Here is a 22,801-nt window from a genome sequence, read left to right as displayed (position 1 = left end):
ACTCAGCCGGGCCGGCGACCCGGTCATACCCCCTCGATGCAGCGGTGTGCCGATTTGTTGCGAACCTCAGCGAGGTAGCAGGCGGTGGAGTCCTGGACGGCTGCGGTGAAGGCGGCGATCGCGGGGTGGACCGCGCCGCCGGATCGACAGGTGACACGCGTCCGGCGATGGGCAGGCAAGGGCAGGAGCTGTACGCCGGCAGGCGGGTCGGCGGCCGCCAACTCAGGCACCAGCGAAACGCCAAGTCCCGCAGCAACCAGAGCCAGTACTGCGGCGAAGTCGTCCGCGTGATGCCGGATCTGCGGCGTGAAGCCGGCCGAGCGGCACAACTGCAACGCGACCGAGTGGCACACGGTCCCGGGACTCCCCGCGATCCACGCGGCGTCCTTCGTACTGCGTAAGTCCGCGGCCGTCCCCGCCGGTACTGCGAGGAACACCGTCTCTTCCAGCAACGGACAGTCGTCGAACCCAGCATCGGGGGAGTCCGGCAGCACGTCGTAGTCGTGCACCAAGGCGACGTCCAACCGCCTTTCCCGCAAGGCGTCCGGCGCATCGACCGGATCGAGCTCGGTCACCAGCAGCTCGAGGCCGGGATGCTCCCGCCCGAGCGTCACCAGGGCGCCCGGCAACAACGTCCGTACTGCGGTGGGAAATGCGCCGATCCGCAACGGCCCGGACAACTCGTCTCGCGCCGCCGCCACCGCCGCACCAGCTTCCTCGAGCGCGGCCAGTACTGCGTCGGCATGTTTCACCAGCACAGCGCCCGCCGGAGTCAGCACCACTCGCCGCCCGGACCGTTCGAGCAGCGGTACGCCGGCCTCACGCTCCAGCGCGGCGAGTTGTTGGGAAACGGCCGACGGTGTGAAGGTGCGCGCCTTCGCCACGGCGGCGATCGTGCCGAGGTGGGCCAGATCGCTGAGCAAACGGAGACGCCGGACGTCGAGCATAAGGTCAGCTTACGGTTCTGATCAGAAAGCGGAACTGGACCTTGTCAGTGCCTGCGGCCGAGGGTTGACCACATGACACTGACCGGCTTGTTCGTCCCGCTCATCACTCCGTTCGATGCGGATGGAGCCGTCGCACTCGACTCGCTGGAAGCCCTCGCCAGGCGAATGCTCGAATCCGGCGCCGCCGGGTTGGTGGCTCTCGGCACGACCGGCGAGCCCAGTTCGCTCACAGAAGCCGAACGCCAAGCAGTCATCGACATCGCGATCCGCGTCTGCCCGGAGTACGACGCGAAGCTCCTCGTCGGCGCGGGCACTCCACAAGCACTGGAAGGCCTGCGAGGCAGGGGAGAGGTGGACGCGGCACTAACGGTCGTACCGCCATTCGTTCGCCCAGGTGAAGACGGAGCGGTCGCCTACCTGACACAACTCGCGGCCGAGAGTCCTGTGCCACTGGTGATCTACCACGTTCCCTACCGCACCGGACAGACCTTGTCGGCTTCCGCGCTGGCACAGCTCGGTTCACTGCCGGGCGTGATCGGCGTGAAGTACGCAGCCGGCCTGACCGAGGACGCCATCGAGTTGATGGCCGACCTACCGACGCACTTCGCAGTACTGGGTGGTGACGACCTCTTCATCTCTCCGCTGCTCGCACTGGGCGCGCACGGCGGAATCCTCGCCTCAGCTCACCTCGCCACCGCCCAGTTCGCCACCCTCATCGACGCCTGGCGTACCGGCGACATCGCGACAGCGCGCCCTCTGGGTCACCGCCTAGCCGCGCTGTCCAAAGCCCTCTTCGCCGAGCCCAACCCCACAGTCATCAAGGCAGCCCTCCACACCCAAGGCCTGATCCCAACCCCAGCCGTCCGCTTACCCCTCCTTCCAGCCGGCGATCGCAGCCTGACCACCGCCGTCGCCCGAGCTGAAGCGCTTTGAAACGAGCGCTGGCCCGGCATTGATAAAGTAACACGCTTGGTTTAACTTACTCGGAATTGAGCTGATGTGGCCCGGACCACACCCCGAACCACCCGGTGGCGGGGTGATCGGCGGAGATTCGAGGAGTTCCGATGAAGAGAACGGCTAGGTGTGCCGTAGCCCTGACGTCGGTGGCGCTGCTGCTGACGGTGGCGGCCTGTGCGGACGGCAGTACTCCGGCGGCGAACAGTGCTGGAGAGATCGACGAGAACGCGCCGGTGACGATCACGGTCGGGAACCGGCCGAAGCCGGACAAGCCGGCTGATGTGGCCGCGTTCGACCGGAACGTGCAGAAGTTCATGGCCGAGCACCCGAACATCACGGTGAAGTCGACCGAGACGTCGTGGGACGCGCAGACCTTCCAGGCTCAGGTGGCAGGTGGCTCGCTCCCGACGGTGATGAGCATCAGCTTCACCGAGCCGCTGAACATGATCCCGAACAAGCAGCTCCCCGACATCACCGACGAGCTGAAGCTGGTCGACCTGACCAAGGACCTGAACCCGGAGACGCTGAAGCTGGTCCAGGACGACAAGGGCCGGATCTACGGCGTACCGTTCGAGGCCTTCTCGGTCGGGCTCGCGTACAACCGGGCGCTGTTCAAGCAGGCCGGGCTCGACCCGGACAAGCCGCCGACGAGCTGGGACGAGGTCCGGCAGTACGCCAAGCAGATCACCGAGAAGACCGGTAAGGCCGGCTACGCGCAGCTGACCAAGGACAACACCGGCGGCTGGATGCTCACCACCATGACGTACAGCATGGGCGGCACGGTCCAGAGCGACGACGGGAAGAAGAGCACCTTCAACGACGCGCCGGCCAAGAAGGCGCTGCAGTTGCTGAAGGACATGCGCTGGACCGACAACACGATGGGCACCAACTTCCTCTACAACCAGGAGGAGGCCCGGCAGGACTTCGCCGCCGGCAAGATCGGCATGATCATGCAGGCGCCCGATGCCTACGACATGTGCGTGAAGAACTTCGGGATGAAGCCGGCCGACTTCGGTGAGGGCGCGCTGCCGCAGGACGGTGGCCCGTACGGCACGCTGACCGGCGGCTCGATCAAGATGATCAACCCGAAGTCGAGCAAGAACGAGATCGTCGCCGCGCTGAAGTGGATCAAGTCGCAGGAGTTCGACAAGTACACCAGCCAGGCGCTCGCCGTACAGGATGCCAAGAACGCGATCGCCGACAAGGGGTTCGTCGGCCGGCCTGGGGTCACCCCGCTGAGCCAGGAGACCTACGACCAGTACAACAAGTGGCGTGAGCCTTACAACAACGTGCCGGTGGAGCAGTTCAAGGGCTACATCGGGTCGACCAAGACGCTCAAGCTGCTGCCGGAGCCGTCGAACAAGGGGCAGGAGGTCTACGCCCTGCTCGACCCGGTGGTGCAGCAGGTGCTGACGAAGAAGGACGCGGACATCGACAAGTTACTCACCGACGCCGCTGCGAAGATCGACGCCCGCCTGGGCCGGTAGCCGTCATGGCTCTGCTGACAAGATCCGCCACCATCACCACCGGCGAGACCGAGAAGTCCCGCCGGAGCCCGGCCAACTGGCTGCGCTCCGGCGGTCTCAGCGCGATCGTCTTCGCGCTGCCGCTGGTGCTGACCTTCCTGTACTTCTCCTGGGGCCCGATCGTGCGCGGCCTGGTGCTCTCGTTCCAGAAGAACAACCTGGTCACCACGCCGGAGTGGGTCGGGATGGCCAACTTCAGCTACGTGCTGACCGACCCACAGTTGCCGCAAGCAACGATCAACACCCTGTACTTCGCGTTGCTCGCGCTCGTGTTCGGTTTCCCGGTGCCGCTGTTCCTGGCGGTGTTCATCAGCGAGTTGCGCAAGACCGGCTGGCTCTACAACGTGATCTCCTACCTACCGGCCGTCGTACCGCCGGTGGTCGCGATCTTGTTGTGGAAGTACTTCTACGATCCCGGTTCCGGGGTCTTCAACGCGATCCTCGGCTGGTTCGGACTCGGACCGTACGCGTGGCTGAACTCGCCGCACCTGGCGATGCCGGCGATCGTGCTGGAGGCAACCTGGGCCGGCGCGGGCGCCACCTCGATCATCTACCTGGCCGCGCTCACCGGCGTACGGAACGAGTTGTACGAGGCGGCCGAGCTGGACGGGGCCGGGATCTGGCGGCGGGTCTGGCACGTCACGATCCCGCAGATCCGCGGAATCATCCTGATCATGATGCTGCTGCAGCTGATCGGCACGTTCCAGGTGTTCACCGAGCCGTTCCTGTTCACCGGTGGCGGCCCGGACAACGCGACCACGACGATCCTGCTGCTGATCTACCGGTACGCCTTCATCAACGGCGACTTCGGTGCGGCCACCGCTCTCAGCGTGCTGCTGGCGCTGGTGCTGTGCCTGCTGTCGGTCGTCTATCACTTCCTGACCAGACGTTGGAGTACGACATGACCGCGGAAGCGCAGGAGCGCGGCATCATCTCGGCCATGGACCGGCGCCGGCCGCTGGTCCAGTACGGGCTGCCCGTCATCCAGGTGTTGCTGTTCATCGGAGTCGTGATCGCGGGGGTCGGGCCGCTGCTCTGGCTGGTGAAGTCGGGGTTGTCGACCAGTCAGGACATCATCCGTGGTCCGATGGAGCTGTGGCCGAGCGGCATCCAGTGGCACAACGTGCCGGACGCGTGGACCCAGGTGCAGATCGGCTCGTACCTCGGCAACACCGCGATCATCGCGATCGGCTCGCTCCTGTCGACACTGTTCGTCTGTACGACGGGCGCCTTCGTGCTCAGCGTGCTGCGACCGAGGTGGGGCCCGTTGATCACCGGCGCCGTGCTGGCCACGCTGTTCCTGCCCGGCGTGATCTCACTGGTGCCGCTCTACCTGACCATCCTCAAGATGCCCGTGTTCGGCTGGAACCTGCAGAACACCTTCTGGGCGGTCTGGCTCCCACAGGCGGCCGGGGCGTTCAACATCCTGGTGATGAAACGGTACTTCGACGCGATCCCGCGCGAGCTGATCGAGGCGGCGCGCATCGACGGCGCGAGCAACCTCCGCCTCTTCACCGCCCTGATCGTGCCGATGTCCAAGCCGATCATCGGCGTCGTCGCCCTGCTCACGGTCATCGGCTCCTGGAAGGACTACCTCTGGCCGCTGCTGGTCCTGCCCGACCCGAAGCTCCAGCCGATCTCGGTCGCCCTCCCCAGAGTGGCCAAAACCACCGACCTCTCCCTGCAGATGAGCGCATTATTCCTGGCGGTCCTGATCCCGGTGGTGCTCTTCTTGATATTCCAGAAGCAGTTCCTGCGCGGGGTAGGAATGTCAGGAGGGATCAAAGAGTGAGTTCATCTCTAGCGGGGCGGCGGGTGCTGGTCACCGGAGCGGCGGGGCGGATCGGTTCGGTGACCACCGGCCACCTGGCCGATCTCGGTGCGCTGGTGACCGCGTTGACGATTGTCGAGGACTCGTCGTTGAAGGCTGATCGGGTGGTCATCGGTGACACCCGGTCGGAGGACGACGTGGCGGAGGCGCTGGCGGACGTGGAGTTCGTGGTGCACCTGGCCGCGTTGGCGCACCGCGACGCCGGTACGCCGTACGACGTGTACACCGGCAACGTGATCTCCACCTTCAACGTCCTCGCGCAGGCCGGCGCGCTCGGGATCAAGCGGGCGGTGATCGCCAGCAGCATCAACGCGTACGGCGTACCGATGAACCCGCACGGGCCGCTGCCGGCGTACTACCCGCTGGACGAGAACATCCCGATGGACGTCGGTGACTGGTACTCGCTGTCCAAGCAGAACGACGAGAACACCGCCCGGATGGCCTGGCGGCACTGGGGGATCGACGTGGTGGCGTTCCGCTTCCCGCACGTGAACTCGGCCGACGTGCTCACGCAGCAGGCTGAGCACGTCCGGGAGGACCCGGCGTTCGCCGTACGGGAGGGCTGGTCGTATCTGGACACCCGCGACGCGGCGTACGCGATCGAACTCGGGCTGACGGCGCCGTTGTCCGGGGCGCACAAGTTCTTCGTGGCCGCACCGACCACCAACGCGCCGTACGAGACCGAGGCGTTGCTGGACGCCTTCGCGCCGGATGTACCGCGGCTGCGGCGGTTCATCGGGCGTGAGGTGCCGATCGACCTGACCGCCGTGCGGACCGTGCTCGGGTTCCAGGCGCGGTACGAGCTCGACCTTCCCACCGATCGACTGGAGATCTGATGCTGCAGGAGACGCCCGCAACCTTCGCCCAGCCCTGGCCGGTCCGCGACGAGATCCGAATCCGCTCCGTGCGGGCGATCGTGACCGCACCGCAGGGGATTCCGCTGGTGGTGGTGAAGATCGACACCACCGAGCCAGGGCTCTACGGTCTGGGCTGCGCGACGTTCACCCAACGCTGGAAGGCGGTGCAGGCGTTCGTCGACGAGCACCTGGCCCGCTTGCTGATCGGCCGGTACCCGGGCGACATCGGTGATCTGATCCGGCTGGCCGGCTTCTCCGGCTACTGGCGTGGTGGCCCGGTGACGAACAACGCGATCTCCGGGATCGACCAGGCGCTGTGGGACATCGCCGGTAAGCGCGCCGGGATGCCGGTGTACGAACTGCTCGGCGGCAAGGTCCGGGCTGCTGCCGACACCTACATCCACGCCGGTGGGATCACCATCGAGGAGACGCTCGAGCAGGCGAAGGAGTTCGTCGCACAGGGCTGGCGCCACATCCGCCTGCAGGTGTCGACGCCGGGCGGCGGCGGGTACGGCGCGCCTCAGCTCGCCACGCTGTACCCGGGAGCGCCGTACCGCAACGGCTGGTCGGCACGCGACTACCTCCGTACGACGCCCGACCTGTTCGCCGCGGCTCGTGAGTCGCTCCCGGACAACATCGAGTTGCTGCACGACGTGCACTCGCGGCTGACACCGAAGGAGGCCGTGCTGCTGGCCCGGTCGCTCGAGCCGTACCGGCTGTTCTTCCTCGAGGACGTGCTGCCGCCCGAACACTGGGACCGGCTGCCCGAAGTCCGCGCCGCTTCCCCGGTGCCATTGGCCGTCGGCGAGCTGACCACCTCGATGGGTGACGCCGTGCGGCTGGTCCGCGACGGCGGCGTCGACTTCATCCGCTCACACGTCTCCGACCTCGGCGGACTCACTCCGGCTCGCAAGATCGCCGACCTCGCCGAACTGTGCGGAGTCCGTACGGCGTGGCACGGGCCGGGGGACACCTCGCCGATCGGTGCCGCCGCCAACGTTGCCCTCGACGTCAGTTCCGTTGCCTTCGGCATCCAAGAGGGCCACCTCTACAACGAGGCGACGCACGAGGTCTTCCCCGGCACGCTCCGGATCGTCGATGGCTGGTTGACGCCGAACGACGTGCCGGGCTGGGGGATCGACATCGATCTGGAGGCGGCGGCCCGTTATCCCGCGCAACTGTCCGGCCACGACGAGTGGGCGGCTGGAGTCCGGCGCATCGACGGAGCGCTGGAAGCGCCGTGAAGTAGCTGGAAAGAGCGGCCGCGAACGTCGTAGACCTCGGGACCGGCCAACGCTGCGGGGTACGATCGCGGCTAGCTCGGACCGGGGTGAAATATGAGCGGGCAAGGCAAGGACAGGAGGTAGGCGATGGTCACGTCCGACAGTGACGCGGTGGCGCTCGAAGAGCAGACCCGATCCGGCGCGAACCAGTACGACCTGGGCTCCTTCAACGAGGCTGTGATCATCGAGACGATCCGGCTGGCCGGCATCATCAGCCGTACCGAGATCTCCCGCCGGACCGGCCTGACCCAGCAGTCGGTGTCGCGGATCCTGCGCATCCTCCTGCAGCAGGGCCTGCTGGTCGAAGAGGCCCAGGAACGCGCCGAGCGACTCGGCAAACCCCGTACTCCGGTGCGGTTGCGCTCGAACGCGGCCCATGCGGTCGGCATCCACATCGACCCGGAGTTGCTGACGGTCGCCGTCGTCGACCTCGACGGCACGATCGTCCGGCGCGAGACCGTCGATCTGGCCGCCGACCTGGACGCGGGCAGGCTGGTCGATCTGGCCGCGGCCACGGTCACCGCCGCGCTGAGCATCAGCCAGGTCGACCCCGCTTCGATGCTCGGCGTCGGGGTCGCGGTGCCCGGCCCGATCAATGCCGACGGCACCTTGCTGGACCTGCCGCTGCAGCCGGCCTGGCGCGGCCTGAAGATCCGTCAGCTGCTCCAGCAGAAGCTGAACCACCCGGTCCTGGTGGAGAAGGACGGTACGGCGGCGGCGATCGGCGAACGCTGGATCGGCCGGTCGGCCCGGGCGCGCGACTTCGCCTACCTCTATCTCGGCACCGGGGTCGGCAGTGGGCTGATCCTGAACGGCTCGATCTACCGCGGCCTGACCGCGAACGCCGGTGAGTTCGGTCAGTTGTGCGCGCTGAAAATGGGCGAATGGGATCCGCTGGACGGCCCGCGGATGCTGGCCGAATGCAACCCGACCGCCTCGTTGCCGGTGATCGCGCAGGGATTCGGCTACGTCGAAACGGATCCGCACGCCACCGACGAGGCGAAACGGTACAAGGCGGTTTGCAAAGCGGCCGCGGCCGGCGACGAGGCGGCCGAAAAGGCGGTCACCCGGGTCGCCTCCGTGATTGCGCAGGGTGCGGTCGGCCTGGTCGATCTGCTCGATATCGATCTGATCGTTCTGGGCGGGCCGGCGTTCGAGAAGGACATCGCGGGCGTCTTCGTTTCCGAGATCGACCGGGCGGTGAATTCGCACCCGATCGCGAAAGGCACCCGGACGGTCGCGGTGGAGGAGTCGATGCTGCAGGCCGACGCGGCCGCGGTGGGGGCCGCCTCGACCATCTTCCACGACGCGTTCACACCCCGCGTCGGCGGTTCGAGCCAGGCTCGTAGGCTGCCCAAATGAACCTGACCCGCCAACTCACCGCCGACGTCGAACTCCGGCTGGTGCGACCGTCCGATGCCGAGTCCTTCTGCGCCGCGCAGTACAGGTGCCGTGAGCAACTACGCCCGTGGGAGCCGGCCCGGAAGCCGGAGTGGTACGAGCCGGCCTTCCAGGCCGCCCGGATTCAGGAGTTGCTCGACAACGATCTGGTGGTGCCGTGGGTGCTGGCCACCGAGGACCGGGTGATCGGCACGATGACGCTGTCGAACATCGTGCGTGGTGCGTGGCGCAATGCCGATCTCGGCTACTGGGTGGACGCCGCGGAGGTCGGTCGTGGTCTGGCGTCAGCCGGGGTCGCTGCCGTCTGCGAGCTCGCCGACACCGAGTTGCTGCTGCACCGGATCGCGGCCAGCACGCTCGTCGACAACGAGGCCTCGCAGCGCGTCCTGCAGAAGAACGGGTTCACGCAGTTCGGGCTCGCCCCGGAGTACCTGCACATCAACGGCGCCTGGCGCGACCACAACCTCTACCAGCGCATTCTCAACAAGCGCGAGCCCGGCGAGGCGTCACCGGGGCGGTAGGCCGATGCCTCGGCTGACCTCCACATCGTCGTAGCGGCCTTCGAGGACGTCCGCGAACTTGACCGGCCGCTGCAGCGTGGAGGCGACGTAGACCGCGCGTACCGCGGCCAGTGCGTCGATGGCGTCGTGAACTGTGATGCCCGGCTGCTTACCGTTGCCGATGGCATCGAAAATGTCCTCGTACTGCGCGACGTGGCCACCCGGCGGTTCCGCGTCGACCGCCACGTCGTCGGGCCTGCCGTCGACGTTGAAGCGACGCAGTACGTCGTCCTCGATCTCGGCGCCGCCCTCGGTTCCGTGCACCGAGACGCGAGTCCGGCCGCCGGGGAACGCGGCCGTGGTCGCGTGCAGGGTGGCGACGGCCCCGGACTCGAAGGTGAGCGTGGCGACCACGGTGTCCTCGACTTCGATCGCGTGATGGGCCGCGCGAATCGCCTGAGCCTGGATGTTCACCGGCCGGCCCATGAACCACAGCAGCAGGTCGACGGTGTGGACACCTTGGTTCATCAGCGCGCCACCGCCGTCCTGCGCCCAGGTGCCACGCCAGCCGGCGGACGCGTAGTACTCGTCGCTTCGCCACCAGGCGACGGAGGCGACCGCGGACGTCATCGTCCCGAACCGGCCGGCCCGGATGGCCTCGGCGACGAGAGCGCTCCCTGGGTCGAAGCGGTGCTGGCTGATGACCGAGGAGATGACGCCGTGGTTCGCTGCGCGGGTGGCCGCCGCGCCGAGGCGGCGGGCCCGGATCAGGTCGACGTCGAGCGGCTTCTCGATCACGACGTGCAGTTTCGCGTTGAGCGCCTGCTCCGCGATCGCGGCGTGGGTGCCGCTCGGCGTACAGATTGCGACGAGCGAGATGTCCGATCCGGCCAGCGCCGCCGCGAGGTCGTCGTACACCTTCGGCTCCGGCTGGCCGGCCTCTTTGAGCCGGGTGGCCAGTGCCTGCCGGGCGGCCGGGTCGCCGTCGATCAGCGCGGTCACTTCGGCGTCCGGCCGGGCGGCGACGGTGTCGGCGTGGGTGCGGCCGATGATGCCGCAGCCCACGATCGCGACCTGGTGGGTGTTCGTCGAGTCAGACATCTCGCCCTTTCGTCCCGGGCTCTCAGCCCGGGCTGAAGTTCGCGGTCAGAGTCTGGTCCGTGCCGACGGTGAACGTGTACTGCGCGGTGGTGGCCACGATCTCGCCGCTCACGGTCCAGTTCTGGAAAACGCTATCCGATGTTGGCGTCGCCGTCACGGTCACCTGCGCGCCGACCTCGTACCTGCCCGGCTCGGACTCGTTGCCCGCGATGGTGACCGTGCCCGCGGTGGTGGGGGAGGCGGCCACCGAGATGGCCTTCTGGACCACGTTGATCACCATGACGTTGTGCAGGATGACCGGGCCGGTGCTGGTGGCGCCGTTGTAGCGGGCGAGGTTGGTCACCTCGACGTCGCCCTTGGTCACCTTGACGGTGTAACCGCCGTCGCCGAGGTTGTCGGTACCGAGGTTGAACGCGTCCACCTGGCCGTCGTTCACGACCAGGCCGTCGTGGAAGCCGTAGGCGAACACGTTGAACACGGTCAGTCCGGTGGCGCCGTCGACGGTGACGATCTTGGCGGTCTTGCGCATGTACTTGTCGATGACGAGATCGAAGATGTTGCCCTCGTTCATCCAGTACGGCTGCTGGTAGCCCACTCGCGTGACTGCGTTCCCGTTGGACAGCACGCCCTCGATCCGTCCGCCGGTACTGCGGCCGACCGCGATCGCGTGATCGAAGAAGGCGCCGGCGAGCTTGCGGACCACGAAGCCGTCGTTGCGATAGGTGGTGAAGTCGACGCCGTTCCACGCGTTCGGGAAGCCCGCGTTGATGACGTAGGTCTGGGCGCCCTTACCGCGGACTGCGTACGGGTAGGGCACCACGCCGTCGGCAGAACCGGGGTTGTTCTCCGGGTAGAACACCCGCAGCCCGCGGAGGCCGGCCTTGTCGCCGTTGAGGGTCACCAAAGCTGTCGCCGTATCCGGTGCGGCGGTGCCGCGTCCTTCGAAGGCTTGCAGGACGGTACCGGCGCTGGCGCCACCCTGGTCGCGGTTCGGTACTGCGGAGGAGCCGCGCAACTCGACCTTCGCAGGAACAATGAGGTGCGTGCGAATCCGGTACCAGCCGGCGGGCAAGTAGACGATGCCACCGCCATCCCGACCGGCCTTGTCGAGCGTCTTCTGTACGGCGCTGGTCGCGTCGGCTGCGGGAAGGTAGCCGACCCCGTGCGGCGCGACCACGACGTACAGGCTTCTGCGTGCGGGACCGGGTAGTGGCTTCTGGTGGTAGACGGGGGCGGCGCCGGACATCTGGTGAACGATGCCGGAGAGCGCTCCCTGCAACGCTGTGCCGGTGAGCTTGACGTAGCCGAGGGAGTTGTTCTGGATCGCCTGGATGCTGCCCTCGATCCGGCCGCCCGCGAGCGTGAGTCCCCACCGCTCGTCCATGACGTCGACCTTGAGCCCGATGTCGGTACGGCGGATGTCGGGCTGCAGGAAGCTCCCGGTGAACTGTGCTCGCTGGCCCGCGATCACGTGGATACCGATCCGGAAATCAGAGAGCGCGATCTTGAAGAACTGGTCCCACTCGAGATCGCCCAGCGCCAGGCCGGTGGCGTTCGCCCTCGTCCAGGCGTCGAGCGTCGCCCGAGCCGGCGGTTTGTAGGCGGCTGGAGCCGACGCCCAGTACGAGTTGCTGAGGGTGAGGTTCTCCCAGGTGCCGACGTCGGAGCCGTTGTAGGCGCGGGCGCCTTCGAAGAGAACGGTTCCGCGGACGTTCCGGACGGTCGCCGACTCGTGCACGGTGGCAGAGGTGTTGCCGTGGTCGTTCGGGAACGTGCTGATGCCGATGCCGCGGTAGGAGTTCAGCATCGTGACATCGGAGATGGTCGACATCATGTAGTTCTCGTTGCCGATCCAGGCGTGCCCGGGAATCTCGAACGTGGAGTTGTAGGGAATCGGCTGTATCGCGTTCTGGTGCGGGTAGTAGGTGGTGATGCCGACGACTCCGGCCGAGCCGCCGACCCGGAACAGCACCGGTCCATTGTTGCCAGAGGCAACATCAGCGATCACCACGGTGCCGTAGTCGTCCCGCGCCTTGACGTGGGTGTCGGGATCGCGACGGTCGCCGCGGAGTGTGCAGAAGGCGTGGATCTCCACAGTGTCGCTGACCAGGTACTTGCCGGCCGGAAGCCAGACCGTGCCGCCGCCCGCGTCCTCGCAGGCGTAGAGCGCGTTCTGGATGGCCTTGGTCGAGTCAGTACGGCCGCTGCGATCCGCGCCGTACCGGGTGGCGTCGAAGTCGGCGACCACGGCGTCCTCGGTGGGGTTCACGGTGTGGACCAGGGTCGGGGTCGGCGTGACGACCGGGGCGACGCGGAGCTGGACTTCCTTGACGACGAAAGTGTCGGCGCCCGTCATCGCCACGCGGACGTAGCGAGCCTTGGTGGTGGCGAAGCGAGTGCGGCTGAACTGGTTGGCACCCGGCGAGCCGGTGCGGCCGACGACGGTGAAGGTGATGCCGTCGTTGGAGACCTGGACGGTGTAGTCGGGGGAGGAGCTCTGCCCCCATTCGACACGGACATCATTCACCGAGCGGGGCTTCTTCAGATCGAGCTGCAGCCAGGAGTCGCCGGTGCCGCTGGTCCAGGCGGTCTCGTGATTGCCGTCGTTCGCGTTGGCCGCTGCGGTCCCGCCGCTGGCGGACGCCGTACCGGTCGTTGCGAAGTTCGTGTCGACAGCGGAGGCGGTGAACGCGTCGAGTTTCGCCTGCAGCGTTTGCAGTGCGGCCTTGACCTGCACGTCGGTGACGCCGGGCGTGGCCGCGACGGCACGGGCCTCGTCGATCGCCTGGAGGAAGGCGGCCCGGCTGCCGACGGGGTACTGGCCGTCGCGGGTGCCTTCGCGGGCTGCCTTCTGGACGAGCGCCGCCTGGCTGATCAGGGTGACGAGGCCTTCGGTCACGTCGAGCACGGTTGCGACCTTGGCGACGCGCACGGCCGCGACCTTGAGTTCGACGGCGCCGTCGCCGGTGTGGATCCGGAAGTCGGAGCCGTTCGACCGGTTCGTCATGACTGCGTCGGGCAGCGCGAAGGTGTAGGTCTTCCAGGTCTTCGTGTCGCCGTAGGTGATGACCTCGGAATTCTTGAACTTCTCCGGGATCGTCTCGCCGGGGGAGTCGTAGTGCAGGCCGAACTGGCCGTTGCCCTCGTCGAAATAGTCGATGCTGACCAACACCAGGCTGTGGTTGTCGTACAGGTAGTTGTCGGCGACGTTCATGTACATGAAGTTCGTACTCGGCGCCGGGGTGGTCCGGTCGGTCTGCCAGTACGGACGCCCGTCCTGTACTCCGGTGACGATGCCGGGGCGATCACCGTCGCGCGGCGAGATGCCGTTCTGGATCGGCGTCGCGCCGAGTTCCACCGATGCGCCGAAGGTGCTGATCCGCAGGGCGGCGATCGTGATGTCGTTGCTGCCGTGCAAGCGGAGATCCGCGCCGCCGAGACGATCGGTGAACCCGATGTCCTTCAAGGCGAAGGTGCCGATCTTCCATTGGCCGGTGTTCTTGAGCTGGACGTCGTCGGCGTGGGCGGCGGGATCAGTGGTCGCGTCGTACTGGAGTTGCAGCGTGCCCGTGCCGGTGTCGAGGTAGGTGACGCTGACGACGACGTCGTCCGTGGTGAGCTCGTCGACGTAGGTGCGGTCGACGTCGAAGGAGAAGTAGCCGGTGTTGGCGGCCTGATTGGTCCGCCAGTAGGTGCGGCCTCGCTCGGTACCGGTTTGAAGCCCGGCCGGGTCCTCGCCGGCGGCCGGCTTGACGCCGAGGGTGGTCGGTGTGCTCCCAGGTCGGCACCGACACCGCTCGGATACATCGTCGCGGCGCGTGCGGGAGGAGCTCCGGCGAGCGCGCCGGCCAGTAGCAGTGCGGGAAGCAGACCAGCGAGCAAACGTCGTACGGTCATCGCGAAACCTCCAGGTGGCGGACCGGAGCGCAGTCGCGGTTAAGTTAAACCATGCGTGTTACTTATTCAAGAGCGAAGCTCGGCGGGTATGCCTGCCCGGTTCGACAGCGCCAAAGCCGGAACCAGCGCAGCGACGGTGAAGGCGATCGCCCACCAGAACGTGTGTGCATAAGCGCTCGCGGGGGAGCCGCCCGCCAGTTGACGCTGCAGAATCACCGCCAGTACTGCGGCGCCGAACGAACCGCCGAGCTGCTGCATGATCCTGGTGGTGCTGCTCGCGTGCGGGATCTGGACCGGCTCCAACTCCCGGAAGGCGCCAACCATCACCGCCAGATTCATCGCCTGATGGCCGAGCGCCCGATCTGGATCCGGCGAATTTCGCGATCATGGGTGAGGTGATGGCGAGCATGGTGGCTCGAGCGGTGGCTCGGGGCGAGATTCCCAGCGGCGACCTGCCGGCCCAGGTTCTCACGGCACCGACCAGCCTGCTGCGCCACGAGATGCTCCTCACCAACCACCCCGTCTCCGACGCCACCATCACCTCACTGGTCGACGACGCCTTCCTCCCCCTCGTCCGCGGCAAGTAGCTCACGCGACGCCGCCCATCGTTCTGCTGCTCAGGGGAGGCCGACCGGGGTGGTGGTCGAGTACTAGGCGACGCCGACGAGGGTGCGGGTGTTGGTGGTGGGGAGGGTGTCCAGCAAGGCGAAGAAGTGGGTGGTGGCGTCGGCGAGGCGGAGGCGGCCGGCTTCGTGATGGGTCCAGCCGAACAGGAGTTCGCCGTCGAGGACGCGCTCGGCCAGCGGTACGGCGTACGCGCTCAGGGTGACGCGATTCGGACCGGTCTGCGGGTGGTGGTCGCCGCAACCGCATTCGGCGGCGATCACGATCGAGGTGAGCGCCTCGGCGGCGTACTGGCGGAGCCGGAGCGTCGTGCCGCGGGCGGTGAACCGGACGATCGTTGCGTCAGGCAACTGCACGAGGACGTCGACCGGTACCGCGGTCGAGCCCGGCAGCAGGCGGAGTCCGTGGGACGCGAGCAGGTCGGCGAAAGCCTGGAGATTCATGGAAGGCAGATCCTGTGTTTGCTGGTGTCGGCGGGCGGGCCTGGGAAAAGGGCAGGGCCTCGCGCGCCTCAGATGGCGCGCGTCAGCGACAACAACAGCAACAACACAGCGAGTAACGCATGCGCAAGATCATGGCAGAGACACCCCCACCTGCCAAACCCTGCCCGCCATCTGAGACAGCCGTCCAGGGGGCCCGGGCACCGGGGCAGCAAGACGGGAGGGCTGCTCGATAGCGAGCAGCCCTCCCGTCGACGAACTCAGTGAATCAGTCGGCCTTCTTGCCGAACATGATCTCGTCCCAGCTCGGCACGCTGGCGCGCTTCGAAGCGCGCTTGGCCGGCTTCTTCTTCGGCTCCTCGGCAGGCTGGGCTGCGGTCGCCGCCTGCTCTTCCTCGGAACCGGCGTTGGCCGTTCGAGCGTCGGGACCGGGCGCAGCGGGTTGAGCAACGCCGGGCCGGGTCCCGCCAGGTCGTCCGGCGTCGGATCCACCCGGCTGCGTGGCGAGGTCGCCGGCGCGTGCCGTCGTCTCCCGAGGATCTGCCGGACGCGGCCCGTCTGGACGGCTCGGGTCTGCGGACGCGTGACTGCCCGCCCGCGCTGCCATTTCCCGCGGATCGCCAGGTCGAGGCTGCCGTGGATCCGCCGGACGCGGCCCCCCGCGCCCTTCCTCGGCCGCACGCTGAGCCTCGGTCAACCGTTGCTGCGGTCCGCCCCCGGCGGCACGCTGAGCTTCCGTCAGGCGTCCGCCGGTCTCGGTGGCCCGTTGTGCTTCCGTCAGGCGTTGCTGGGGGGCTGCGGCTGCGCGCTGGGCCTCGGTGAGGCGGTGGGGAGCGGGGCGGTCCGGGGTGATGCGGCGTTCGGTGAAGCGGTTCTCGGGGGCGGCTGCGCGCTCTTCCAGGGGAGCAGGCGGCGACGCCTCGACGGGAGGTTGGGCCGGCCGCTCGACAGCCCGTACGGCGGGGCGCACGGAGGGCGGCGGCTCGATCGGCACGTCGATCAGTGTCGGCTCGTCGTCCGGGCTCGGCACCGAGTGCACCCGACGCGCCCCACGCTCGGCGTCACCGGAACGCGGCACGTCCCGGCTGGCGTCCCGGCCGGGCCCGCGACCGAATTCCCGCCCCGGCTCATGCCCGTACTCCGGCGCCAGGTCTCGCCCGAAGCCGCGGCCGGTGTCGCGGTTCGCGTCCCGGTCCGACTGGTGTGCCCGCCCGCGCGGCAGGCTGATCGTGTCTTCGAAGCCCGCTTCATAGCTGTCGGCTCCGTGATCCGGCGCCAGGCTGAGATCGAAGTCGGCGACCGCGGTGAGCCGGCGCTCCGACGTCGGTTGCGGCGCGATCACCTGCGCCTGCTCACCGACCAGCCAGCGTGCCTCGTCGTCGTCCGGTACGGCGTACCGCCCGGGTGCGTCATAGGCGAACATCGCGATCTTCTCGTCACCGGAGTCACCCTCACCGGCGTCGACGAAGTACGAGACGCGCACGGCCCAGCGGCCGTCGTCACGGCGCCACGCGTCCCACTCGGCCGTGGCCGGGTCGACGCCGCGGATCCGCAGCCGCTCGGTCACCCAGGCGCCCAGGTTGCGGGTCGGGGCATCGCCACCGCCCCGGCGCCGCACGGAGGCGCGCTGGGCGAGGCTCGCGACGTGGTCGCGCTCGGCCAGGACGGGGCCGGCGAACGCCATCACCCGTTCCATCGGCATCTGGGCGACGGCAGCGACCGCCTCGGGACTTTCACCGGCTCGGATCCGAGCCTGGATGTCTCGTGGGCGGAGCGCGCTCTCCATTTGAATCTCCAGCTGGCCGAGTCGGGCACGGTCACCGCGCAGGGCCGCACGCAACCGGTCGTCGACCGGTACGGCGAACTCCTCACCCGTCTCGGCCGCAGCCAGGATGAGCTTGGTGCCATCCTGGCTCAGCCCAACGAGCTTCGCCTCGCGCATTGCCTGTGTTCTCCTGTGCGGTTCTTGACAGTCTCTCCCGACACCCACGCCTCCACCAAGACCGGCGCGCCGTGCCCGCCGGTCATTGTGGAGGTTATGTCACAACGGCCTATCTTGCCTGCTCAGGAGGGTCCTTGTCGTCACACCAGTCACACTAGTCACAACTGGCGGTGACCTCGACAGCAGGTCCGTCCCCGCAGGGCCGAACGGCCCCGCCCGGACGACCCCTGATCAGGCAACGATCAGCGATGTCCGGGCGGAAACCGATCAGTTCTGCGGGTACGCCGAACGCACCGCGAGCGCTCGCTTCAGGTCATCGGCCTCGTCGCTGACGGCCCGCCTGATCCCGGCCGCGACGGACTCGTCGCCCGCGAGGTCCTTCGCCAAGCGCACCACCGATTCCTCGATCGCGAAACGGGGGAAGGCGAGCCCTGCGCTCCGCGCCACTACCCAGCCGGATCGGAGCTTCTCGGTCCCGGCGATCTCGGCGAAGTACCGCTCGACGTACGGCGCGGTCACGTCCGCCTGACTCGGGTGCCAGAAGCCCGTCGCCGCGGCGTACAGGTCGTAGTTCGCCGCGTCGGCATCGGTCGCGATCAAGGCCCAGGCGCGAGCCTTGGCTTCCGGTGTCGGCAGCGCGGCCCGGCACTCGGTCGCATGCACCTCGCCCTCTGAGGAGTGGTCGCGCTCGAGTTCGGCGTCGATCTCCGCGTCGCCGATCGCACCGAGCCGGGCCAGCCGCAAGGTGATGTCCCAGCGCAGTTCGGCATCGACGGCGAGCCCGTCCGGTACGCCGTTGCCGACAAGCCAGCCCTTCAACTGCTCCACGTCGGCCGACACCATGACCAGCCCCCGGACGACGGCGAGCTGCAGACTGCTCCCCGCCGCGGTCGAACCGACCCGGTCCGCGAGAACCGCTGCGAGCTGCCCGCGCTGTGGTTCGTACGGGAGGTAGCCACCGAGCAGCCGGTTCACGCACCACGAGACCATCGTGTTGACCGCGATGTCGCTGTCCTCGTGGGGGAGCGCAGCGAGCACGACGTCGAAGCCGAGCTGCGGGTCGAGCTCGGCGTCCGCGATCGCGTCCCGGAGGCTGTTCAAGATGACCGCCCGGGTCACCCCGTCGCTGATCTTCGGCAGTACTGCGGTCAGCCGGCTCAGGCTGTCGGCATCCAGCCGGATCTTGGCCCAGGTGTCGTCGGCCGCGTCCGGGACGATCACGGCGACCGCCGGGTCGAGCTCGACGTCGACCTCGTCCGCGTCGAGCAGCACCGGCACCGAGACAGCCTTGCCGGACTCGTCGAAGCCTCCGACGGTGAGCTTGTGCGGACGGTTGGCCGGATAGGCGGCCGGTGCAACGCGGCGCAGCTTCACACCCGTCGCGGTCCGCTCGGCGCTGATGGTGTCGACACCCGGCGTACGGAGCCAGCTCTGGGCCCAGGCCTCCAGGCCGACGGCGCCGGCCTCGGTCCACTTCGCGACCAGGTCGGCGAACGTCGCGTTGCCGAACTCGTTGGAGGTGATGTGCGCACGGACACCGGCCAGGAAGATGTCGTCACCGAGGTAGGCGGCGAGCTGCTTCAGCGCGGCCGCACCCTTCGCGTACGAAATGCCGTCGAAGTCGTCCAGCGAGGCGAGCGCGTCCTTGACCGCGTCCGCGGCGATCGGGTGCGTCGACGACCGCTGGTCGGCCTGCAGTCCCCACCACTTGCGGATGTAGGCGAAGTCGATCCAGTTGTCGAGGTACTTCGTGGCGGCGGTCGAGACCCGGTGCGCCATGTACTCGGCGAACGACTCGTTCAGCCACAGGTCGTTCCACCACCGCATCGTCACGGTGTCGCCGAACCACTGGTGGGCCATCTCGTGGACGACGGTCCGGGCGCGGCCGCTGCGTTCCTGGTCGGTGACGGCCGAGCGGAAGACCATCGAGTCGCGGAACGTCACGCAGCCCGGGTTCTCCATCGCGCCGGCGTTGAACTCGGGCACGAACGCCTGGTGGTACTCACCGAACGGGTAGCGGTAACCGAACAGCCGATGGAACTCGTCGAAGGCCTGCTTGCTGACCGTGAAGATGTCCTCGGCCTCGCGGTCCAGCGCCTCGGCCAGCGACTGACGCGAAACGACTCCGAGCGGGATCCCATCGTGGGAGTCCAGAATCTGGTGGTAGGGCCCGGCGACCAGCGTGACGAAGTACGTCGACAGCGGCTTGGTCTCGGCCAGCTCCCACCGGCCGGGCGACACCTGGGTGGCGGCTCCGTTGCCGAGCACGATCCACTCCGGCGGCGCGGTCACCTTGACCTTGTACGGCGCCTTGAGGTCGGGCTGGTCGAAGCATGCGAAGATCCGGGGCGCGGCGTCCAGGAACGACATCGCGTACAGATAGGTGAGCCCGTCCGCGGCGTCGACGCTGCGGTGCAGACCCTCGCCGTCGTTGGAGTAGAGCATCGACGCGACCACCACGATCTCGTTCTCCGCGGTCAGGCCGGTCAGCGGAAGCCGTCCGTCGTCCAGTCCGGCGACGTCGACGGCCTCACCGTTCAGCGTCACCGAGAGCAGTTCGCCCGGTTTCACGTCCAGGTAGCTGGACTGGCTGCTCGCCGAGAACACGATCCTGGTGGTGGAGCCGAAGGTGCGGTCCCCGCGGGTCAGGTCGAGATCGACGTCGTACGAATGGACGGTGAGCGCGGCGGCCCTGGTGCGGGCGCCGTCGACGGTAAGGCTCGGCATGCTCGCACTCTATGCGGTGATCACCGGCGACGGCAGCGGCATCGATAAGGTTTGCCCATGACCGACATGGAGTACCGGCAGCTCGGCGACTCCGGTCTGACCGTCAGTGTGGTCGGGCTGGGTTGCAACAACCTCGGCCGCAGGCTGGGCGCGGACCGGGCGGACGCGGTGGTGAACGCGGCGGTGGACGCGGGCATCACCCTTTTCGACACCGCCGACATCTATGCCGGTGAGCACGGTTCGAGCGAGGAACTGCTCGGACAGGCGCTGGGCAGGCGGCGCGGTGACGTGGTGATCGCGACCAAGTTCGGCGGCGACATGCACGGTGCGAACGGGCCGGACTGGGGGGTGCGCGGCTCGCGCCGCTACATCCGCAAGGCGGTCGAGTCGAGCTTGCGCCGGCTCGGGACGGACTGGATCGACCTGTACCAGCTGCACTTCCCCGACCCGGTCACGCCGATCGAGGAAACCTTGGCGGCGCTCTCCGAACTCGTTGCCGAAGGCAAGGTTCGCTACATCGGCAGCTCACAGTTCGCCGGCTGGCAGGTGGTGGACGCCGACTGGGCCGCCCGCACGGCCGGCTCCGAGCACTTCGTCAGCGCACAGAACCAGTACTCCCTGCTCGAGCGCGACGTCGAGGACGAACTGATCCCGGCCTGCGAGCACCTCGGCATCGGCGTACTGCCGTTCTTCCCGCTCGCGTCCGGTCTGCTGACGGGCAAGTACAAGCGGGGCCAGGCCGCTCCTGAGGGCAGCCGGCTGGCGTCACGTCCGGAGTTGCTCAGCGAGGCCGACTTCGACCGGATCGAGGCGCTGGAGACGTTCGCCGCCGAGCGGGATGTCACCCTGATCGACGTCGCCATCGGCGGGCTGGCTGCTCAGCCTGCCGTTGCGTCGGTGATCGCGGGCGCCACGAGTCCGGAGCAGGTCGAGCAGAACGTCGCGGCCGGGCTGTGGAGTCCGACCGCGCAGGATCTGGCCGCGCTGGACGAACTGACGTGACCCTGATCCTGCTGCCGCCGTCCGAAGGTAAGACGGGTCGCTCCCGTGGCAAGGCGGTCGACTTGCCGACGCTGTCGTTCCCGGAGCTCAACGAGGCCCGCGAGACCGTGCTGGATTCACTGGCCAAGGTGAGCTCCACGAGCGACGCATACGGCGTACTCGGTGTCGGGCCGTCACTGCAACAGGAGGTCGAGCGGAACATCCGGTGGCGGACCGAGCCCGCCGTACCGGTGTCCGAGTTGTACTCCGGGGTGCTGTACGACGCACTCGGGTATGCCACGTTGTCGCCCGGGTCGAAGCGTCGCGCCGGGGCACGGTTGCTCGTGGTGTCCGCCGCTTGGGGTGCCTTGCGGATGGCGGACCGCGTACCGCCGTACCGGCTGTCGATGGGTACGACGCTGCCTGGGCTCGGGCCGCTCGCATCGGTATGGCGCGATCCGCTCTCGGCGTCGCTCGATGCCGCGGCCGCCGGCTCGGTGATCGTCGACTGCCGGTCGTCGACCTATGCGGCGGCGTGGCGCCCGAGCGGCGACCAGGCGGCCAAGTGGGTAGCCGTCTCCGTCGTCCGTGAACGCGGGGGAGTGCGATCCGTCGTCTCCCACAACGCGAAACACACCCGCGGTCTGGTCGCCCGGCACCTACTGGAGTCCGGCAAGGATCCGGGAACACCGAGAGCGCTCCACAAACTCATCTCGGACCGCTGGAACGCCGAACTCGACCGCACCAGCACAGGCTGGACCCTCACCGTGGTCGAACACGACTGACCTGCACCCGGCCTGCCTAGGCGTCGTCGAGGAGGTGGCGGCGTTGGGCGTGGATGCCGGCTTGGAAGCGGGTGCGGGCGCCGAGGGTGTCCATGAGTTCGGCGACGCGGCGGCCGACCGTGCGGCTGCTCAGTGCGAGGTGGCGCGCGATCGCGTCGTCCTTGAAGCCGGCCGCGAGCAGCGTCATCAGTCGCGCCTCGAGTGGGTCGAGACTGGCCGGCACCACTGGTACGGCCTGGTCCCACAGCAGCCAGAACATTTCGGTCAACGCGTCGAGCAACGCGCACGGATGAACCACGAGCGCACTGTCGACCAGCTCCTCCACTGCCAGCGGCAGCAACGCCGCCGTACGGTCGAAGACCGCGAGCTTCATCGGCACGCGCGGATGCACCCGAGAGCTCTCACCGGCGTCGGCCGCGCTGTACGCCTCGTCGATCCCGCCCGGGACGTCCAGCGAGTCGGGGGAGTAGATCCCGCGGATGACCACGCCTTCGCGCAGCAGGTCGCGGACGCTGGCGTCGGACTTCTCGATCTCGGCGGCGTACGGCGGCCGGTCCAGGACGAGGAGTTGCTCGCGGGTTTGGTCCAGTAGCCGGGCGAAGCGGGCCGCGATCGCTTCCTGGCCGACGATCACCTCGACCAGGTTCTCCGGCCGATGACGCTCCTCGGCACGCAGCTCGGAGACGAGGACACGCGCTTCGGCCCGGACCCGGTCGAGTTCGGCACGGCGTACGGCGACCAGTGCGTCGACGGCGACGTCCGGTCGGGTGGGCAGCAGACGCACGGGTTGCTCGGTGGTGGTCGTGAGCAGGCCGAGCTTCTCCAGCCTTCCTACGGTCGCCCACACATCGTGTTCGTCCCGTGCGAGTCGCTTGGCCAGGTCTGCGACGGTGCAGCCGGGCGCGGTGAGCAATGCCCGGTACGCCGCTTCATCGGGCGGTTCTACGCCGACCGATTCGAGCATCCATCCTCCTGCTGGGGTTGCGCCGCGCCCGGCACGGG

At 68.1% G+C, this 22,801-nt stretch carries 20 protein-coding genes; 12 read left to right on the top strand and 8 right to left on the bottom strand.

What is annotated here, in order from left to right; translation table 11 throughout:
* Positions 1 to 23: 23 nt before the first annotated feature.
* Positions 24 to 947: a LysR family transcriptional regulator gene (locus DIZ26_RS29395; protein WP_112247411.1), complete on the bottom strand. Its 924-nt coding sequence runs from the start codon at positions 945 to 947 to the stop codon at positions 24 to 26.
* Positions 948 to 1,019: 72 nt separating this feature from the next.
* Here DIZ26_RS29395 and DIZ26_RS29390 point away from each other — a divergent pair, with 72 nt between their 5' ends.
* The 8 genes from DIZ26_RS29390 (at position 1,020) to DIZ26_RS29355 (ending at position 9,323) form a co-directional block, all read left to right on the top strand.
* The gene (locus DIZ26_RS29390; RefSeq protein WP_112247409.1) at positions 1,020 to 1,880 is read left to right on the top strand and encodes a dihydrodipicolinate synthase family protein; all 861 of its coding nucleotides are present in this window, start codon (positions 1,020 to 1,022) and stop codon (positions 1,878 to 1,880) included.
* 131 nt (positions 1,881 to 2,011) lie between these two features.
* On the top strand, positions 2,012 to 3,391 hold the full coding sequence (locus tag DIZ26_RS29385) for an ABC transporter substrate-binding protein (RefSeq protein ID WP_112247407.1): 1,380 nt from the start codon (positions 2,012 to 2,014) through the stop codon (positions 3,389 to 3,391).
* Between the two features lie 5 nt (positions 3,392 to 3,396).
* A complete protein-coding gene (locus DIZ26_RS29380; protein WP_112247405.1) occupies positions 3,397 to 4,335 on the top strand; it encodes a carbohydrate ABC transporter permease in 939 nt (312 codons plus the stop codon).
* Positions 4,332 to 5,222, top strand: coding sequence for a carbohydrate ABC transporter permease (locus tag DIZ26_RS29375; RefSeq protein WP_112247403.1), 891 nt, complete (start codon positions 4,332 to 4,334; stop codon positions 5,220 to 5,222). Before DIZ26_RS29380 ends, DIZ26_RS29375 begins: the two co-directional genes overlap by 4 nt.
* Positions 5,219 to 6,097 (top strand): NAD-dependent epimerase/dehydratase family protein, encoded by an 879-nt coding sequence (locus DIZ26_RS29370; RefSeq protein ID WP_112247401.1) that lies wholly within the window; start codon positions 5,219 to 5,221, stop codon positions 6,095 to 6,097. Before DIZ26_RS29375 ends, DIZ26_RS29370 begins: the two co-directional genes overlap by 4 nt.
* Positions 6,097 to 7,362 carry an enolase C-terminal domain-like protein gene (locus tag DIZ26_RS29365; protein ID WP_112247399.1) on the top strand — a complete coding sequence of 422 codons (1,266 nt, stop codon included), beginning with the start codon at positions 6,097 to 6,099 and terminating at the stop codon, positions 7,360 to 7,362. Before DIZ26_RS29370 ends, DIZ26_RS29365 begins: the two co-directional genes overlap by 1 nt.
* Positions 7,363 to 7,488: 126 nt before the next feature.
* Positions 7,489 to 8,763: an ROK family transcriptional regulator gene (locus tag DIZ26_RS29360; protein ID WP_112247397.1), complete on the top strand. Its 1,275-nt coding sequence runs from the start codon at positions 7,489 to 7,491 to the stop codon at positions 8,761 to 8,763.
* Positions 8,760 to 9,323, top strand: coding sequence for a GNAT family N-acetyltransferase (locus tag DIZ26_RS29355; protein ID WP_112247395.1), 564 nt, complete (start codon positions 8,760 to 8,762; stop codon positions 9,321 to 9,323). Before DIZ26_RS29360 ends, DIZ26_RS29355 begins: the two co-directional genes overlap by 4 nt.
* Here DIZ26_RS29355 and DIZ26_RS29350 read toward each other — a convergent pair.
* Both DIZ26_RS29350 and DIZ26_RS29345 read right to left on the bottom strand, forming a co-directional pair.
* Positions 9,309 to 10,403 (bottom strand): Gfo/Idh/MocA family protein, encoded by a 1,095-nt coding sequence (locus tag DIZ26_RS29350; protein WP_112247393.1) that lies wholly within the window; start codon positions 10,401 to 10,403, stop codon positions 9,309 to 9,311. The genes DIZ26_RS29355 and DIZ26_RS29350 overlap by 15 nt on opposite strands.
* Positions 10,404 to 10,425: 22 nt before the next feature.
* Positions 10,426 to 13,869: a discoidin domain-containing protein gene (locus DIZ26_RS29345; protein WP_232828677.1), complete on the bottom strand. Its 3,444-nt coding sequence runs from the start codon at positions 13,867 to 13,869 to the stop codon at positions 10,426 to 10,428.
* A gap of 21 nt (positions 13,870 to 13,890) precedes the next feature.
* Between DIZ26_RS29345 and DIZ26_RS38430 the strand changes: the two genes are divergently transcribed.
* Positions 13,891 to 14,343: a hypothetical protein gene (locus tag DIZ26_RS38430; RefSeq protein ID WP_232828676.1), complete on the top strand. Its 453-nt coding sequence runs from the start codon at positions 13,891 to 13,893 to the stop codon at positions 14,341 to 14,343.
* A gap of 23 nt (positions 14,344 to 14,366) precedes the next feature.
* On the opposite strand, the gene DIZ26_RS29340 is transcribed toward DIZ26_RS38430, so the two are convergent.
* Positions 14,367 to 14,639, bottom strand: coding sequence for a hypothetical protein (locus DIZ26_RS29340; RefSeq protein WP_112247391.1), 273 nt, complete (start codon positions 14,637 to 14,639; stop codon positions 14,367 to 14,369).
* A gap of 47 nt (positions 14,640 to 14,686) precedes the next feature.
* Between DIZ26_RS29340 and DIZ26_RS29335 the strand changes: the two genes are divergently transcribed.
* Entirely contained in the window at positions 14,687 to 14,887 is a 201-nt protein-coding gene (locus tag DIZ26_RS29335) for a TetR-like C-terminal domain-containing protein (RefSeq protein WP_112247389.1), read from the top strand.
* Positions 14,888 to 14,950: 63 nt separating this feature from the next.
* On the opposite strand, the gene DIZ26_RS29330 is transcribed toward DIZ26_RS29335, so the two are convergent.
* The 3 genes from DIZ26_RS29330 to pepN all read right to left on the bottom strand — a co-directional run bounded on the left by DIZ26_RS29330 (position 14,951) and on the right by pepN (position 20,033).
* Entirely contained in the window at positions 14,951 to 15,367 is a 417-nt protein-coding gene (locus DIZ26_RS29330; protein WP_112247387.1) for a hypothetical protein, read from the bottom strand.
* Positions 15,368 to 15,632: 265 nt separating this feature from the next.
* Complete coding sequence (gene sepH / locus DIZ26_RS29325) at positions 15,633 to 17,306, bottom strand: septation protein SepH (protein ID WP_112247385.1); 1,674 nt, start codon at positions 17,304 to 17,306, stop codon at positions 15,633 to 15,635.
* A 267-nt stretch (positions 17,307 to 17,573) separates the two neighbouring features.
* Positions 17,574 to 20,033 carry an aminopeptidase N gene (pepN, locus tag DIZ26_RS29320; protein WP_112247383.1) on the bottom strand — a complete coding sequence of 820 codons (2,460 nt, stop codon included), beginning with the start codon at positions 20,031 to 20,033 and terminating at the stop codon, positions 17,574 to 17,576.
* 57 nt (positions 20,034 to 20,090) lie between these two features.
* On the opposite strand from pepN, the gene DIZ26_RS29315 reads away from it, so the two are divergent.
* Together DIZ26_RS29315 and DIZ26_RS29310 are read left to right on the top strand one after the other, a co-directional pair.
* A complete protein-coding gene (locus tag DIZ26_RS29315) occupies positions 20,091 to 21,035 on the top strand; it encodes an aldo/keto reductase (protein ID WP_198676343.1) in 945 nt (314 codons plus the stop codon).
* Entirely contained in the window at positions 21,032 to 21,799 is a 768-nt protein-coding gene (locus DIZ26_RS29310) for a YaaA family protein (RefSeq protein WP_112247381.1), read from the top strand. Before DIZ26_RS29315 ends, DIZ26_RS29310 begins: the two co-directional genes overlap by 4 nt.
* 16 nt (positions 21,800 to 21,815) lie before the next feature.
* Here the strand turns inward: DIZ26_RS29310 and DIZ26_RS29305 are convergent, their stop codons facing one another.
* Positions 21,816 to 22,763 carry a helix-turn-helix domain-containing protein gene (locus tag DIZ26_RS29305; RefSeq protein ID WP_112247379.1) on the bottom strand — a complete coding sequence of 316 codons (948 nt, stop codon included), beginning with the start codon at positions 22,761 to 22,763 and terminating at the stop codon, positions 21,816 to 21,818.
* Positions 22,764 to 22,801: the final 38 nt, after the last annotated feature.

Source organism: Kribbella monticola (assembly GCF_003261635.1).
Lineage (GTDB): Bacteria > Actinomycetota > Actinomycetes > Propionibacteriales > Kribbellaceae > Kribbella > Kribbella monticola.
This window is presented reverse-complemented; position numbering and strand designations above follow the sequence as displayed.